This is a genomic window from Pedobacter jeongneungensis (assembly GCF_039538295.1).
GTDB lineage: Bacteria > Bacteroidota > Bacteroidia > Sphingobacteriales > Sphingobacteriaceae > Pedobacter > Pedobacter jeongneungensis.
Window position 1 is genome coordinate 43,001 of sequence record NZ_BAABBY010000003.1, and the last position, 15,846, is coordinate 58,846.

The following is a 15,846-nucleotide window of genomic DNA, read 5'->3' on the forward strand; positions in this document are numbered from 1 at the left end:
ATTGGTTGATGTCTTCTAACTATGAAAATAGCTGTTTGGCTATTAATCTTTAGCAAACTAACTCAGTTTCGGTTGATGAGATATGCCAAAAAAATGAAAAAAAGTTTATTAATAAAAAATGCCCCCAAATAGTGTCTAACTTTTTGGGGGCAGTCTAAAATCGGAAGGCATTTTTTGTTCGTATGAAGATCTACTTAAAAAGAATAAGTCAAACCTCCGAAAATATTAAATCCGTTTACCTGATAATATAAATACCTGCTGTAATTGCTATTCAAGATATTGTTTGCTTTAGCAAAAACAGAGAATTTATTGTTAATCCTGTATTCTGCACCAAGACCTAAATCTACATAACCTTTAACCGTAGCAATCGATTCGATAGCCGGGTTCGGAATCACATATTGTGACGCAGGAACCGGGTTTGAAATATTTACTTTCGCTTTTACATCATCCTGAATCACTACACCTGCATTAAAACTTAATTTTTTGTTGTAGGTATATACAAAGTTAGAGCTTACCTTTAAACCTGGTTTAAACCATGAGTAGGTTTCGGAGGCTGGCTTCCAGTCATCAAGGTTTAATTTACCTGTCCATTTTAAGGCATCGCTCACCTGAACTGAAATTTCGCCTTCCAAACCGGTTAATTTCGTTTTACCGAAGTCGTAGATTACATCGAACTTGTTAAAATCAGTAAAGTTGTTTACGAACAAAGGCATATCATCAAACTGTTTAACATATACACGCACTTTGTAACCAAAACCCGGACCTCCGGTACCTTTAATACCTGCACTGAAACTTAATTTTTCTACGGTGTTCTTTACAACGATATTGCTGTTTAACCAGGGGTTTTCATCAGTAAAGCCTTTTAAAGAATTTCTGTTAACATCACCTTTAACTTCTCCAAAAACCTGTAAATAATCCGGGATCAGGGTAAAGTCTGCGGTAACTGCCGGGAATATTTTAGAGCTGCTGTATGCGCCAAACTCCTGTACAAAATTAATTCCGGCAGTAATTTTAGCACCTTTAACCTGTAAACGGATATAAGGGTTTAAACGCAGCAGGTTATTGCCAACGCTGGTTAAAGCATCTTTAGTATTCCCAAATTCGGTAGATGCAGCTAAGCCCAGGTTTAACGAATTAATGCGTTTGTTTACATAACCGTTTAAGCTCAGGTAATTTTCCTTAGCGCTGAATTTATCATTCCAGATATAACCATTGGCTTTTAAAGCATAACTGAATGCATCTTCATCTTCGGTAAAGTTTTTTACCAGCTCACCTTCCAGTTCGATAGTGGTTAAGGCCTGCTTATCTGGATTAGGATTTAACAAAGGTCTGGTATCGTCAATCCCATAAAAATGAACGCCATTACGCTCAAAACTAATTTTACCGCTAACCGTATTCTGATCTAAAATGCTACGACCAAAAACGCTTAACTGCTGGTTGCTGCTGTTTTGTTTGTTCAGCTTACCTTCCTGACTAAAGTGTTTAAAATAACCACCCAGCTGTAACCCTTCATCTTTTCCGGTATTAAAATAAGCTTCGCCTAAAAGCGTAGCCAGCGAACCGAATGCCCCTTTAACGTAATTATTTACCAAAATGCTTGCTTTTTCTTCAGCAAGGGCCTGCGCCTGTAACTTTTGGATATCACTGTTCAGTTCTAATTTTCTATCCAGAATGCTGTAATTCAATTTTGCCTTATAGGTTTTAACATCATCCAGGTTCGGACTTCTTCTTAACTTCACCGCCTCAGCCAAAATGGGTTTGTATGGGCGTACTACTTCAATCTCTTCGTTTACAACACCTTTTTCGTCGGCCTTTTTATCCTGCGCCTGGGCAGTCATTAATCCAGCAGCTAAAAAAAACAGTGAACTATATATATATTTAATCGATTTCATAATGCTACTTCTTCTGGTTTAGTTTTTCTAGTTTTTCTTTGGCTGTAGGGATGATATCATCCTTGCCGTCGTAATTATCAATAATACTTAGAAGTGTGCTCTTTGCCTGTAAATTGTCTTTCAGGGCAACATAATTGTCGGATAAAAGGATAAATGCCTTCGCTACCCAATAATCGTAAGCGGCCATGTTGTTGATCAGATCAAAACAGGTTTTTGATGAAGTTTTGAAATCACGCTTATTGTATTCTAACAAAGCCAGGTTGTACTTCGCTTCGGCAGCGGCAATGGTTTTTGTTTTGGCTACTACATTTTTAAATTCTTTAATGGCGGTAGTGGTATCGCCTTTTAACAGATAAGCTTTACCCGAATATAAGCTCGAACTGTTTTTCTCTTCCTCTGATGCTTTTTCTGATTCTTTGGTCAGCTGTGCATATTTAAGCATATCATCAGGCATGTTTAAAGCGGTATAAGCTTTTAACAGGTTGTTGATGGCGAAACTATAGTGCGATTTATAATCGGTGGTTGTTTCTAGTCTTTTCAGGTACACAATGGCCTCGTTGTATTTCTTCTGGTTTAAGAAAAGCTGAGAAATACTTACCAATGAGCGCTCGGTATAATCGCTGGTCCAATCGTTTAAAATAAATTCATAATCGGCAATGGCCTCATCCGGACGACCGAGTTTAACCAAAGATTCTGCCCTGATAAATTTAGCTTCTTTCTCATGGTTTGCTTTCGGGAATTTATCAAAATAAGCATTTACCGCCTGGAATGCGCCGTTAGCATCGCCTTTTAAATAGGTATTGTTAACTGCGGCAAAAACGATGTTATCCTGCTCAGAGCCTGAATAATTTCCAAGAGGAGTGGTGGCAGCATAAGCAATAAAGCCATTTGCATCACCACGATCAACATAGATGTTTTTGATCGACTCCATGGCTTGCTTTGCTTCGTCGGCAGTAGGGTAATCGCGGATTACCTTTTTAAACGATTCTAAAGCGGCATCATCCTGATCCTGATTGTATTGTACCAGGCCAATGGTTACCAATGCTTTAGCAACGTAGCTACTGCGTGGATATTTGGCTACCAGTGCCACAAGATCTGATTTAGATTTATCAAAATCGCCCTTATTAAAGTAAGTATAGGCTGTTTCGAAACCGGCATCATCTGCATAATTCGAATTAGGGAAAGCCTTTAACAAGCTTTGCATGGTCGAAATCTTTGCATCGTACTGGTTCTCTAAACCCTGGATCATCCCTTTCTGGAAAGTTGCATAATCCTCAGAAGTGGTGTGCCTGTTGATGATCTTATTATAATTCGCCATCGCATCACCATAATTCTTATTTACGAAATAGGAGTCGGCTAAACGTATGGTCGCATCATCAATTGTTTTCTGATCTTTATCGTTACCAGCCAGGAATTTTTCGAAATAAGTAGCTGCTTTGCTGTATTTTTCATCTTCGAAAGCCGCGTAAGCCAAAGCATAATTTGCGAAATTGTAAACACCGGTTTTATCGGCATCGGGCATTTTCAGGAATTTCTCAAAAGTGCTAACTGCTTCTCCGTATTTACGCAGTTCGTACATTGATTCTGCCTTCCAGTAAGTATTTAAAGCGTTGATCTCATTATCTTCAGGGAACTTTTCTGAACGCAAGAACATCGATAAAGCATTAGGAAATGCCCTTTCGTTGTAGAATTCCAGTCCGCGGAAATAAGTTACTTTCTGATAAGCTTCTTTAGCTTCCAATGTTTTATCAGGAATGGGCTCTAAAATATCTACAGCGGCTTGGTAGTTTTTGGTGGTTAATAAAACCTCGCCCAATAAAGTTTTCGCTTCGTTTATTTTGCGCGATTTAGGGAAAGTTTTTAAGAAACCCTGCGTAGCCTCCAAAGCCTGCTGGTGAAACTCGAGTTCGTAGCTTAATTTGGCATAATTTAACCAGGCTTCTTCCTGAATCACTTTATCAAAACTTAAACGCGAAGCCCTGAAAAATGCGCTCTGGGCTTTTTGTTTATTGCCCAGCTGGATAAAATCTTTACCCAGGGTAAGCATACCATTTTGCAGGTAAATATCGTCGTTGTTCAATTTTTCTAAAACAGCAACAGATTCTTTGTACTTTTTATTCTGAAATAAAGAGTAGCCATATTGGTAAATGAAGAGGTTGTTTTTGGCTTCGCTCTTATCTTTTGCATAATACTCGGCGAAATACTTTTCGGCGTTTTTAAATTCAGATTTTGCGAAGTAAGATGCCGCCACCAGGCTCAACATTTCGGGTTCGAACTGTTGTTTGGTTTTTTGCATGGCAGGCAAAGCATAGCTGATTACATCATCATAACGCTCATCTAAATAGTACATCGAAGTGATGTAATACGGATAACTGGCCTCGTAGGTAGGAGAGCCCTTTAACTTTTCGAAGTTGGCCAATGCCGTTTTATACTCTTTGTTTAAGTAGTTGATGTAGGCAAAATAATAAGTGGCACTTTCCTGAAAATCGCCTTCTTCTTTTTTAACTTTTTCGAATAAAGGCTCTGCTTTTTCGTAATCTTTTAATTCAAAATAGGCATAACCCTGTTTAAACTGGTACTCATTCCTTTGTTTACCCGAAAGGGTAGAAGGATCGGTTTTTTCGAACCATTCTAATGCTTTTTTGTAGTTTTTCTGGTTGAAATAAGTTTTTCCAACATAGAAATAAGCCAGTTTGGTGTTCGGGTTTAGCGGATAATCGCGGATAAATGACTGAAATAAACTTTCAGCATCGCTGTTGGTCAGCTCTAAAGCACAAACGGCTGCATAAAATTTTGCATTCTCTTTAAGTAACGAGAGTTCGGCATTGCTTTCTGTCTGGGTAGAAGGTTTATAACGTTGCAGCTCAACAAGTTTAAACTGTTGTGCAGCTGCAGTGTATTTCTCTTTGTCTAATAATTCTAAGCCCGTTTGATAGTTTTTATTGAGGTTTTGCACTGCGCTAACTTGGGCATAAGTGCTAAAACTTCCAGCTAAAAGTAGCGGAATTAGTAAGTATTTTTTCTGCATTGGTTTCAAATATGGTTGGTACTAAATTAAAGATAGTATCAGAGCTTATCAACATAAGTAATTAACATCTGTTAATAACACCAATTAACGACAGGATTTTGGGTTTGGTATCAGGGGTGGAGCGAATGTGGAAAAATGATGAAGTTCATTGGTTCAGTTGTCATTAGTTCAATGGTAGATTATATCTGGTAAACCAAATAGGAGAGTTTGGTTAATTGTAATGAATAATAATCAATCACCAATAAGCAATTATCAATGGGCTGTACTAATCTATGCATCCTGTACTAATGAACCAATGACAAATGAACTAAACTATGAATCATTTAACTGGAACTCACGACTAGGCTATCAACCATGAACTAATAAACCATTGACCAATGAACTATTGAGCCTAACTACCCCTGGCTCGCCAACAGATATAGCACTGCCATCCTTACCGCCACACCGTTTTCAACCTGTTCTAAAATGATAGATTGTTTGCTGTCGGCTACATCGCTGGTAATCTCTACACCGCGGTTAATCGGGCCCGGGTGCATCACGATGATTTCTTTATCAAGGTTATCTAAGATCTGTTTATTTAAGCCATACATCATGGCGTATTCCCTTAAAGATGGGAAATATTTTATGTCCTGCCGCTCCAGCTGGATACGCAGCATGTTGGCTACATCGCACCAGTTCAGGGCTTTAATAAGATTGTGTTCAACCTTTACTCCAAGTTGATGTATGTGTTTTGGGATTAACGTGGTGGGCCCGCAAACCATAACCTCTGCGCCTAAACGTTGCAGGCAAAGGATGTTCGAGATGGCTACACGCGAGTGTAGGATATCGCCAACAATCACCACTTTTTTACCTGCCACATCGCCCAGTTTCTGGCGGATCGAGAAAGCATCGAGCAAAGCCTGGGTAGGGTGTTCGTGCGCACCGTCGCCGGCATTTACTATCTGTGCTTTTACGTGTTTGCTTAAAAACTGACCCGCACCGGCATAAGGGTGACGCATTACCACCATATCAACTTTCATTGATAAAATGTTATTTACCGTATCAATAAGCGTTTCGCCCTTGCTTACCGACGAAGATGAAGCCGCAAAATTAACCACATCTGCCGAAAGCCTTTTTTCAGCCAGTTCGAATGAAAGTTTGGTACGGGTAGAGTTTTCGAAGAAAATATTGGCGATGGTAATGTCGCGGAGCGAAGGGACCTTTTTAATCGGCCGGTTAATCACTTCCTTAAAATTATCTGCAGTTTCGAAAATCAATTCGATATCATTCCGGTTAATATCTTTAATGCCTAAAAGATGTCGGGTTGATAGTTTTTCTGCTGCCATTTTTATTTATTATTTTCGGATATTAAAATCACTTTATCTTCACTTCCTTCACTTGCCCAGGTTACTTTTACCTGCTGCGAGTTTAAGCTATCTACCTGATGCCCAATGTAATCGGGTTCGATAGGTAAATGCCTGCTAAACCTGCGGTCTATCAAAACCAAAAGTTCTACTTTCTCTGGTCGGCCATATGCAAGCAGGGCATCAAGTGCTGCCCTTATGGTTCTGCCTGTCCAGAGTACATCATCAATTAAGATTACTTTTTTGCCTTCGATAATAAAATCGATCGAGTTGCTGCTGGCGGTAACCAAACCATCTTTACGCCTAAAATCATCTCTAAAGAAAGTAATATCAAGATTTCCTTTTAATATTTTCTTGTTTTTTAGAATGATCTGAAGTTCCTGGTGGATGCGGTCTGCCAAAAAAATACCCCTCGGCTGGATGCCAATTAAAACGGTATTCGCGAAATCGTCGTGGTTTTCAATTAATTGATGGCAAAGCCTCTTAATTGTAATCTGAATTTTTTGTCCGTCAAGAAGTGTTTTCTTTTGCATTGAAGAAGGATTGGGCAAATATATAAAAATGTTTTAAGGTTGTAAAGTTGAATGTAGATTGTTTTAAGGTTTCATTGTTAAATTGTTCTTTATCAAAACGTAATGCGTAAAATAAATTTTTTGAAGAGCAGAAAGGATAAAACTGAAAGATAAAAGAACAGGGACCAAATAGAATATTCACATCAGAGTTAAAATAACCCATGCACCTTTAGTCTTTTGCCTTCACCTCTGGTCTTTCTGCTTTAAGCTTATCATTCTACTCTGGCAATCAAGAGAAAATAGGAGTTTATTTTTGCAGGTCGTTATTCTTTTTACGCGGCGACCATAACCATAGCGAGAGCAAAATTAAAGGAATACAAATACTTAGTGCAATTATAATCAGGATAGGTTTTTGCTTAACCATATCCGGCTCGGTAGAAATAAAAACATATACCGCTTCTTTAATGGCAAATATGGTAATGATGGTAGAAAGTACGGCAAGTAGTTTACGCATGATTTTGTTTTAAACGCAAAGATTGCATTTATTTTTAATTAGTGAAGAATCTTCATGACGGTAATAATTAAAGTCCTAATGGCTGGCGGATGCCACTTATTATATGCAACAGCTCATACATTAGTTTTCTAAATACCTTTTCGAATAAGTAATTCCCATTAAATCGTACCGTTTAAATTGTGCTTTAAGTCTTTTCCGGAAATCAGGATAATTGCGTTTTTCTTTGGGGCTCCATAAAATTTCGCTCAAGGCATCCAGTCTGGGGAAAAGCTGGTACTGTACTTTAGCCGGATTGGTGATGTATTCGCTCCAAAGGCAACCCTGACCGCCCCATATGTACTTTGCCTGCTCGGCAGTTAATTCGGCAGGTACAGGTTCGTAGTTATAAACCTCAATTAGTGGCGAAAATTTATTGGCCGTTAAGCTATCTTCTTTCGCGAACTGTGCATGGTTAAAGTACATTTTAATTTCTGGTGTCATAATTACTTTGTGCTGTTGTTTAGCGGCTTCAATACCACCTTTTTCGCCCTGCCAGCTCATTACCACCGCATTTGGTGCCAATCCGCCCTGCAAAATTTCGTTCCAGCCAATAATGGTTTTGCCTTTACTGTTTACAAATTTTTCCATTCTGCGGATAAAATAGCTTTGTAGTTCGCTTTCGTTTTTTAGACCATTGGCTTTCATAATATTTTGTGAAACAGCAGATTGCTTCCACCAAACTTTCGAAGCTTCATCACCACCAATGTGGATGTATGGCGAAGGAAATAAGTCCATTACCTCAGTTAGTACGTTTTCCAAAAATTTAAAAGTAGTATCAGAAGCTTGCAGTACATTATTGTATTTATTCATCATTCCCCAGGTTTGGGCAACTTCATACTTTTTATTGGGTTCGGTACCCAGCTCCGGGTATGCGGCCAATAAAGCCATGCTGTGTGCAGGCATTTCAATTTCAGGGATAATGGTGATGTAACGTTTGGCTGCATAATCAATTACATCCTTTATCTGCTTCTGGGTATAATAACCGCCATGTTTAATGCCATCGGTTTTAAGTACAGCATCTTTTGGTGTAATTTTTACTTCTGTTGGTAAAACCTGATATTTAATGTTTTCATTTCCTTGTCCCGGCCATAAGCCGATAATGCTTCCGTTGCGCCATGCACCGATTTCAGTTAGTTTTGGGTATTTTTTGATTTCGATCCTCCAGCCATGATCGTCGGTTAAATGCCAGTGGAAATAATTCATTTTATGTAATGCTAAATAATCGATGTACTGTTTTACGAAGGCCACATCAAAAAAATGGCGGCTCACATCGAGGTGCATGCCACGGTAATCGAAACGGGGATAGTCTATAATATCAACAGATGGGATGAAGAGTTCATTCACAGTTGTTGTTACAGGTAAAAGTTGGATAATGCTTTGAACTGCATAAAATAAGCCCTGTTCTGAAGATGCTCCTGCATTTAAAGTTGTGGAAAGTACTGATACAAAATATTTGTTTGGGTTTTGATACAATTGGTCTGATAATACAAGTTTAATACTGTTTTTATTTCCGTCTCCTGCAGTATTACTTATTTTAAGATTGAGTTTGTAATGTTTAAATAAATATTCTGCTAAAAATGTAGCAGAATTCATCGCTTTATTATCTGATATGAAAATAATAGTCTGATTATCAATTTTAAATTTATCGGTTGGGTAAAGTCCTGGTCTTAATTGTACCGGCTGCGGGATAATATTTATTTCCTGAGCATAAAGATTAAAGCTAAATGCCGAAAGGAAAAATAAGATGATCAGGTTTTTCATAATCTGTGATTTCGTTTTCAAAAGTAATCATTCTATACGGATGAACGGAAAAGGTTTGGTAGAGCGAATTACAGATGTTACATAAACCCGATGGGAGCGGGCAAGAAGTGTAACGGAATAAAGCGGAAAGCGGGACAGGAATTACCGATATAGGATTGCGTTCGTTTTCAAATATGGAACCATATAAGACATTTAAGAAAATATAAGCTCATGTTGCAAATTTCTTCAATGTTCTTACATTTCCTATATGGTGAATGAAAATGAGATTGTTTCCCCAAAAATCGGGGCAGGCTGTCGGCTGAGAAAGCCTGCCCACAATTAACGATCCATCAAAGAAATCCATGTTTCCGTGGCAAAAAAAAGCAAAAAAAATCCCGATAACTTTCGCTATCGGGATTAAATTATTCAGTTAAAAAGAACTAGCCTTTTTTAGCTTTGCTTTCTTCGCCTTCTAATTGCGATTTCAATTGAGCCAATACGTCTAAATCTCCTAAAGTAGATTTCTCTACAGAATCTTTAACTTTTTTAACCGCAGTTACAGCAGCTTTAGCTTCTTTTTTCTTAGCATTTCTTTCTTCTGCTACAGCTTCAGCTTTAACCTCTTCCCAGATACGGGCGTGAGATACTACGATACGTTTTGCTTCTTTGTTAAATTCAATGATTTTGAAGTCATTGGTTTCTTCAGCTTTAACCGAAGTACCATCTTCTTTAACCATGTGTTTAGTTGGTACGAAACCTTCTACACCATATGGTAAAGCAATAACAGCACCTTTATCAGTTACTTTAACAACTGTACCCTGGTGAACCGAATCTAAAGTGAAGATCGTTTCGAAAGTATCCCAAGGGTTTTCTTCCAATTGTTTGTGACCTAAGCTTAATTTACGGTTATCAACATCAAGTTCTAAAACAACTACATCTAATACATCACCAACTTTAGTGAATTCGTTAGGGTGGTTTACTTTTTTAGACCAAGATAAATCAGAGATGTGGATTAATCCATCGATACCTTCTTCAATTTCAACGAAAACGCCGAAGTTAGTCATGTTTTTAACAGTTGCTTTGTGCTTGCTTCCAACAGGGAATTTAGCAGCAACTTCTTGCCATGGATCGTTAGATAATTGTTTAATACCTAAGCTCATTTTGCGCTCGTCTCTGTCTAAAGTTAAAACTTCAGCTTCGATCTCATCACCAACTTTTAAGAATTCCTGTGGATTTCTTAGGTTTTGTGACCAGCTCATTTCAGAAACGTGGATTAAACCTTCAACACCAGGGATGATTTCTAAGAAAGCACCGTAATCTGCAACGGTTACGATTTTTCCTTTTACTTTAGAACCAACCTGAATGTCGGTGCTTAAGTTCTCCCAAGGGTGTGGCGTTAATTGTTTTAAGCCTAAAGCGATACGTTTTTTCTCATCATCGAAATCTAAAACAACCACGTTGATTTTTTCATCTAATGATAATACTTCTTTCGGATGCTCTATGCGGCCCCAAGAAATATCTGTAATGTGAAGTAAACCATCAACACCACCTAAATCGATGAACACACCGAAATCAGTAATGTTTTTAACAGTACCTTCCAATACCTGACCTTTTTCTAATTTAGAAACGATCTCTACTTTTTGGCTTTCTAAATCGTCTTCAATTAACACTTTATGAGAAACTACAACGTTTTTAAACTCATGGTTAATTTTAACAACTTTAAATTCCATTGTTTTACCCACGTACACATCGTAATCGCGGATAGGTTTAATATCAATTTGAGATCCTGGTAAGAAAGCTTCAACGCCCATGATATCAACAATTAAACCACCTTTAGTACGGCTCTTAACGAAACCGTTGATGATTCTATCATTTTCAAGAGCCTCGTTAATCGCTTCCCATGATCTTTGGGTTTTTGCTCTTTTGCGGGAAAGGATCAATTGACCGTTAGCATCTTCTGGTGCTTCAACGAAAACGTCAACTGAATCGCCGATTTTTAGATCGGGTGTATCACGGAATTCTGAAGTAGAAACTAAACCGTCTGATTTGAAACCTACGTTTAATACTACATCTTTGTTGTTGATTGAAACAACAATACCGCTGATGATCTCACCTTTAGTGATCTGGTTGAATGTTCCGGCATACATATCTTCAAACTTTTTACGGTCTGCATCATTGTAATTACCGAAAACTTTTTCATCTGCATCCCAGTCGAAATCTTCGGTTGGTGTTGCTAATGATGATTTGATCGATTCGATCGAAACTGAATCAGCTTCTGATTCAATCGTTTCTTTTTCAGTAAGGCGTCCGCCTTCTCCCTGAAGTTCAGCTGTTTTTGCTGCTAATTCTTTTTCTGCTACTTGTTTTTTAGCCATTAATTAATTATCTCCTTTTTTCCCTATTTAGGGACTGCAAAGGTAAAAATATTTTAATTAATAGAAAAGATTTTTTTAATAAATGTTGCTGATTTTTAGCGTTTTATAATTCCCCTCCCATGGAGGGCCTGCTCCGATTCCTTCGGAGGGTGCCTGAAAGGAGGGGTGGTTATTTGATTTTGCCTGTTATGCTTTTAGAATGTGAAAGCATAATATAATGATTTTTAATCTAATGATTTGAAAATGAGCGTGCAGTATTTCTTCTTAAACAGCAGCCCCGCTATCGCTTATAGTCCTCTCCCGATGAAAAAATCGGGATGCGGGCTATTCCGCTCTATCGGGTTTAGAAACAAAGGATTGTGTAAAAAAACACCAAACGTTCCTTAGGAACGTTACGCAAATAACAAAATGTTATTTGCTACCTAGGAGGCGTCCCGATGGGACGTGCTAGGTTGAAGTTTATCACAATTGTTTATAATTTGTTTGAATGGAAGGCTAGATTTAAAATTCACTGCATTCGTTTATCATTCGTCCCATCGGGACGGATCACGGGTAGAAAAAAATGACAATTTTTTTTCGTTCCATAGGAACGTTTGGTGATTCTTGGATTATTTTTTCGTAAACGTTCCCCTCGTAAAGCCTTCGCCAATTAAGGTATGGTCATCTCTGATCAGCAACATAATGGTATTTTGCTGATCATACAATTTAATCATATCGCCATCAATTACATACTTAGAGGTAAAAATCGAATCTTTATAGGCATCGGCAACCGTTACCGAATCTTTCGATTTAAAATTGAAGGTTTTGTATTGTATGTCTTCAGTGCTTGCAAAAGTGCCCGAAACTATTTTTTCCTGTATAAAGGTAATGTAACAGAAATAACCGATCACGAGGATTACAATAACCGCAAAACCAATTAAAAATTTATTTCCACTCGCATATTTGATCGAAAAATATAATATGGTAATCAGTATTAAGGCAACAACAGCAAAAAAGATAATGTTGGTATAACTCCTGGTTTCTAAAGGCACCGATGCAGCAACTGTTGCTTTATCTACAGGTTTATTTACTGGGGAAATCCTGACTAAAAACTCTTTACTTACCCAACCTTCGCCATTGGTTACTTTAATTTTATAGAAGCTTGTATTTGATGAATCGATAACAGCAACATTTTCATTTTTAGGCAAGTGTCCAACTATTTTGCTATTCGGATCTGCTTTTTCCCTCACCCTTAAGTCGTCGGTTGTGGTACGGTACATATCATTGCTTGTAGCTGCCGGCGTTGTGGTTGGCTGTGCCGTGTTTGGTTGTGTAGTGGCTGGTTTAGTTGCCGGAGCAATTTTTTCCAGGAAATCTTTACTGGCCCAACCTTCGCCGTTTTTTAATTTTACTTTATAAAATTTAGCATCACTAGCATCTAATACAGCTACATTTTCATTTTTCGGGATAAATCCTACGATTTTACTATTGGCATTTTTGGCTTCCCTAACACGTAATTTATCGGCGGTAACACGGTACATATCTTGCGCATTTACGCTGGTAGAAAAGATAATGAAGGCAAAAAAGAGGAATAAGATTCTAGTCATGTTGTTATTTTTGGTAGATGCTTTAACAGAGCGTTAACTGCATAAAAGGCATCAAATTAAGATGCATAACGAGCCATTATTATGCCAAAAATAGAAATTCTTTTAGTAATGGTTCCAGAAGATTGGAAAAGATTTCTTCACAAATTTTATCCGATACCAGATCAGGTACTAAAAAGGACTGATTATTATTTCCTTTTAATCACATAAAGTCCGTTTCCGCCACGGTCGCCAATGTTTGTTCCGTAAGAAAGGATAATAAAAGCAACATCCGATTTATTTTCAAATGCTTTTGGTACCTGGTATAAATCGAGGTTAATTTGTGGCTCAGCAAATCCAACATCTTTAACCGCAATTTCTTTAAACCTGATCAGTTGATTTTTATGTTTCAATGTTAAATAAGCATCGCCACCCCAGGTTTGAGGCAGTCCGGTATATGGCGCCCGGCCCTGCAGGTTTTCCTTTTTGAAATATTTTAAGTTGACGGGGTTTTTAGAATCTTTCCAGTTATAAGACTGGTTTTCGATATCGCTACGGTTTTTATAACTCAGCAATGGATATTTTCCGGTAATACTGCTTTTTAAAGCAATAAATCTGTTTCCCTTAAGCGGATACCCCTTAAAATCAAGCTCATTTTCCGAACCCACATCCTGAAAAATCCGCTCATCATCTTTAAGGCTATTCATGGCCAGCCAGCCTTTCTCCGTTTTAAAATAAAAAGTTAAAGAATGCCAGTCTTTTGATGGTTTATAAGTTACTGCCGATGCATTTTTGTAATGGGTTTCAAAAATTTCCGCCCAGGCCTTTTCGTCCATTTTAAAATCATGGTTCAAAAAATCAACAAAAGGTTGTCTGTTTTTATTGCCTGATGTACACCAATCGATAAAATAATCTTCGCCAAAAACAACACCTTCGTTATGAAAAGTGTGGATGGCGCTGGTATCATTAACCAGTGAATCTGTCGAATTTCCCTTTGCATCGAGTTTATGGTACACTTCAAAAGCCTGGTTTACATGTGCTGTGGTAACAATAAAACCACCTGTTTTGGTGTCGTAATCTATATTTGCCGGATCGTAGAAAAGATAATCCACCTCAAAATTTTCCGATTGGGCGCCCTCATTTAAATAGGGGTAATGTTTAAGCCGGCTTGGGAATGATAGATTAGACAGCGCTATATGAATAGCCGTAAACTTCGCCAGGTAGATAACGAGCAGAACAAGGAGTATGGCTATTGTAATCAAAATATTTTTTCTGGTCATTTAATTTAGTTAAGACTACCAGCTTCCGCCCGTACCACCTCCGCTGCTGCTGCCACCACCCCAGCTACTGCCTGATGAAGATGAAGAGCTGCTGCTACTGCCCGAAGAAGAGGATGATGAACCGGATTCGACCAGCATGGCCAGTGTAATCCATTTTATAAATTCTGTTTTTTTTGCAAAAACTACATTCATTTATCAGCTTCGCTTGTCCATCGTGGCTATAAGTAGCCTCGCGTGTGGTAACACGTTTATTCAATTTATATGTTCTGAAATAGCATGCAGGGCATTCGGTATAGCTGTTGTAGGCTTCGGCTGGCCAAGGCTTAATCAGGTGCTCTTTATGATCGGTACTCTCCCAGATGTCGTAATCGTAAGCTTTTACCATCTCTTCTTTACGCTGGCCCCTGGTTAAAAAAGGTTCGCCTTCAATATTGATGTCCCTGTCTACACGCATCATTTCTTTACCCTTACTATCCAGCGCTGGCTTAAAGCGGCTGATGTTTTTAACCTTTTTAAATAAATAGATTATGATGGTGATTAGAACCAGCGGAGAAAAGATGATCAGCCAGAAATTCTTTTTGTTAAAATTACTTACGGAATTAAAGAAGTTTTTATCGTCATTGTGCATTTTTCGCAATGCCGAAATGTGGAAAAGGTACCTGCCGAATAGTGCAAGCGCCAACACAACATATAAAATAACCGGTACATGTTTTAAGCTTATTTTTTCAATTAGCTGGAAGCCACCAAAAAAGAAGAAGATAAAGCATGTTACAAAGGTGATCATCATCGCCAATGCACAACCTTTACCAATTTTATCATATTTATTATTATCTGCCTTTGATGTTTTGATCGTGTTTTTAGCCTGCCGGTTTACAATTTTAAATACTCCCCAGAAAAGCAGGCAGATTACCCCGGTTGGCAGCCAGAAATTTTCTAAATGATTACTGCTATCGTGCTGGGTGAAAAACTGGTTGAGCTCCGATTTATTCTCAGGTTTTAAAATCACCTCGCCAATGGCATTTATGGCATTGGTAATACCAGTTGCAAAATCATTTTCTCTGAAAGCCGGTAAAAGCTGTTGTTCGGCAATGTGCTTTAGCTTTACATCGGGTAAAACACCTTCAGCGCCTGTACCTGTAATAAAGCGGTATTTGCGGCGCTCCTTCGAAATAAATAATAGCAGGCCATTATTACTGGTTTTAGAACCTATTCCCCAGGTGTTAAACAATTCATAAGCAAAATCGAAGTCTTCCTTGTCATGGTCGAAATCGTTAACCACCACCACTGCCACCTGCACATTGGTTTTTCTTTCGAAATCTGCAATGGTACTGTTAAGGTGCGAAACCGCGTCGATTCCTAAAATGCCATCAGGATCACTAACATAACCTCCGCCATTGTTTTTCGGATCTGGGATATCTTTTACCTGATAGGCTTTTTGTGCAAATGCAATATTGGCAATAAATAGAAAAAATAATAAAGCAAAGCGTTTAAACAGCGGGATGTGGAGCATTATATAAATTTAAGTGTAAGGCTTTTACATCATCATTTAACAAATGAGTGC

The 15,846-nt window shown here is 38.2% G+C and carries 11 protein-coding genes; all 11 read right to left on the reverse strand.

Features of this window, described 5'->3' with window-relative positions; genetic code table 11:
- Positions 1-194: 194 nt before the first annotated feature.
- The 11 genes from ABD769_RS06215 to ABD769_RS06265 all read right to left on the reverse strand — a co-directional run bounded on the left by ABD769_RS06215 (position 195) and on the right by ABD769_RS06265 (position 15,795).
- Positions 195-1,892: a porin family protein gene (locus tag ABD769_RS06215; RefSeq protein ID WP_344850330.1), complete on the reverse strand. Its 1,698-nt coding sequence runs from the start codon at positions 1,890-1,892 to the stop codon at positions 195-197.
- Between the two features lie 4 nt (positions 1,893-1,896).
- Entirely contained in the window at positions 1,897-4,920 is a 3,024-nt protein-coding gene (locus tag ABD769_RS06220) for a tetratricopeptide repeat protein (protein ID WP_344850332.1), read from the reverse strand.
- A gap of 395 nt (positions 4,921-5,315) precedes the next feature.
- Positions 5,316-6,245, reverse strand: coding sequence for an aspartate carbamoyltransferase catalytic subunit (locus tag ABD769_RS06225; protein ID WP_029279355.1), 930 nt, complete (start codon positions 6,243-6,245; stop codon positions 5,316-5,318).
- A gap of 2 nt (positions 6,246-6,247) precedes the next feature.
- A complete protein-coding gene (pyrR, locus tag ABD769_RS06230; protein WP_344850336.1) occupies positions 6,248-6,796 on the reverse strand; it encodes a bifunctional pyr operon transcriptional regulator/uracil phosphoribosyltransferase PyrR in 549 nt (182 codons plus the stop codon).
- A 286-nt stretch (positions 6,797-7,082) separates the two neighbouring features.
- A complete protein-coding gene (locus ABD769_RS06235) occupies positions 7,083-7,289 on the reverse strand; it encodes a hypothetical protein (protein ID WP_344850338.1) in 207 nt (68 codons plus the stop codon).
- Between the two features lie 120 nt (positions 7,290-7,409).
- On the reverse strand, positions 7,410-9,110 hold the full coding sequence (locus tag ABD769_RS06240; RefSeq protein WP_344850340.1) for a beta-N-acetylhexosaminidase: 1,701 nt from the start codon (positions 9,108-9,110) through the stop codon (positions 7,410-7,412).
- 398 nt (positions 9,111-9,508) lie between these two features.
- Entirely contained in the window at positions 9,509-11,443 is a 1,935-nt protein-coding gene (gene rpsA / locus ABD769_RS06245) for a 30S ribosomal protein S1 (RefSeq protein ID WP_010600211.1), read from the reverse strand.
- Between the two features lie 608 nt (positions 11,444-12,051).
- The gene (locus ABD769_RS06250) at positions 12,052-13,029 is read right to left on the reverse strand and encodes an SH3 domain-containing protein (RefSeq protein WP_344850343.1); all 978 of its coding nucleotides are present in this window, start codon (positions 13,027-13,029) and stop codon (positions 12,052-12,054) included.
- A 185-nt stretch (positions 13,030-13,214) separates the two neighbouring features.
- Positions 13,215-14,285, reverse strand: a complete 1,071-nt coding sequence (locus ABD769_RS06255; RefSeq protein WP_344850345.1) for a hypothetical protein — start codon at positions 14,283-14,285, stop codon at positions 13,215-13,217.
- Positions 14,286-14,300: 15 nt separating this feature from the next.
- Positions 14,301-14,423: a hypothetical protein gene (locus ABD769_RS06260; RefSeq protein WP_344850346.1), complete on the reverse strand. Its 123-nt coding sequence runs from the start codon at positions 14,421-14,423 to the stop codon at positions 14,301-14,303.
- The gene (locus ABD769_RS06265) at positions 14,380-15,795 is read right to left on the reverse strand and encodes a TPM domain-containing protein (protein WP_344850348.1); all 1,416 of its coding nucleotides are present in this window, start codon (positions 15,793-15,795) and stop codon (positions 14,380-14,382) included. Before ABD769_RS06265 ends, ABD769_RS06260 begins: the two co-directional genes overlap by 44 nt.
- Between the last annotated feature and the right edge of the window lie 51 nt (positions 15,796-15,846).

What these genes read in the sequence shown, in the direction of transcription:
- pyrR (WP_344850336.1), bottom strand. Translation starts at nt 6,796, where the DNA reads ATGCAAAAGAAAACACTTCTTGACGGACAAAAAATTCAGATTACAATT.
- rpsA (WP_010600211.1), bottom strand. Translation starts at nt 11,443, where the DNA reads ATGGCTAAAAAACAAGTAGCAGAAAAAGAATTAGCAGCAAAAACAGCT.
- ABD769_RS06215 (WP_344850330.1), bottom strand. Translation starts at nt 1,892, where the DNA reads ATGAAATCGATTAAATATATATATAGTTCACTGTTTTTTTTAGCTGCT.
- ABD769_RS06255 (WP_344850345.1), bottom strand. Translation starts at nt 14,285, where the DNA reads ATGACCAGAAAAAATATTTTGATTACAATAGCCATACTCCTTGTTCTG.
- ABD769_RS06235 (WP_344850338.1), bottom strand. Translation starts at nt 7,289, where the DNA reads ATGCGTAAACTACTTGCCGTACTTTCTACCATCATTACCATATTTGCC.
- ABD769_RS06225 (WP_029279355.1), bottom strand. Translation starts at nt 6,245, where the DNA reads ATGGCAGCAGAAAAACTATCAACCCGACATCTTTTAGGCATTAAAGAT.
- ABD769_RS06250 (WP_344850343.1), bottom strand. Translation starts at nt 13,029, where the DNA reads ATGACTAGAATCTTATTCCTCTTTTTTGCCTTCATTATCTTTTCTACC.
- ABD769_RS06220 (WP_344850332.1), bottom strand. Translation starts at nt 4,920, where the DNA reads ATGCAGAAAAAATACTTACTAATTCCGCTACTTTTAGCTGGAAGTTTT.
- ABD769_RS06265 (WP_344850348.1), bottom strand. Translation starts at nt 15,795, where the DNA reads ATGCTCCACATCCCGCTGTTTAAACGCTTTGCTTTATTATTTTTTCTA.
- ABD769_RS06260 (WP_344850346.1), bottom strand. Translation starts at nt 14,423, where the DNA reads ATGCTGGTCGAATCCGGTTCATCATCCTCTTCTTCGGGCAGTAGCAGC.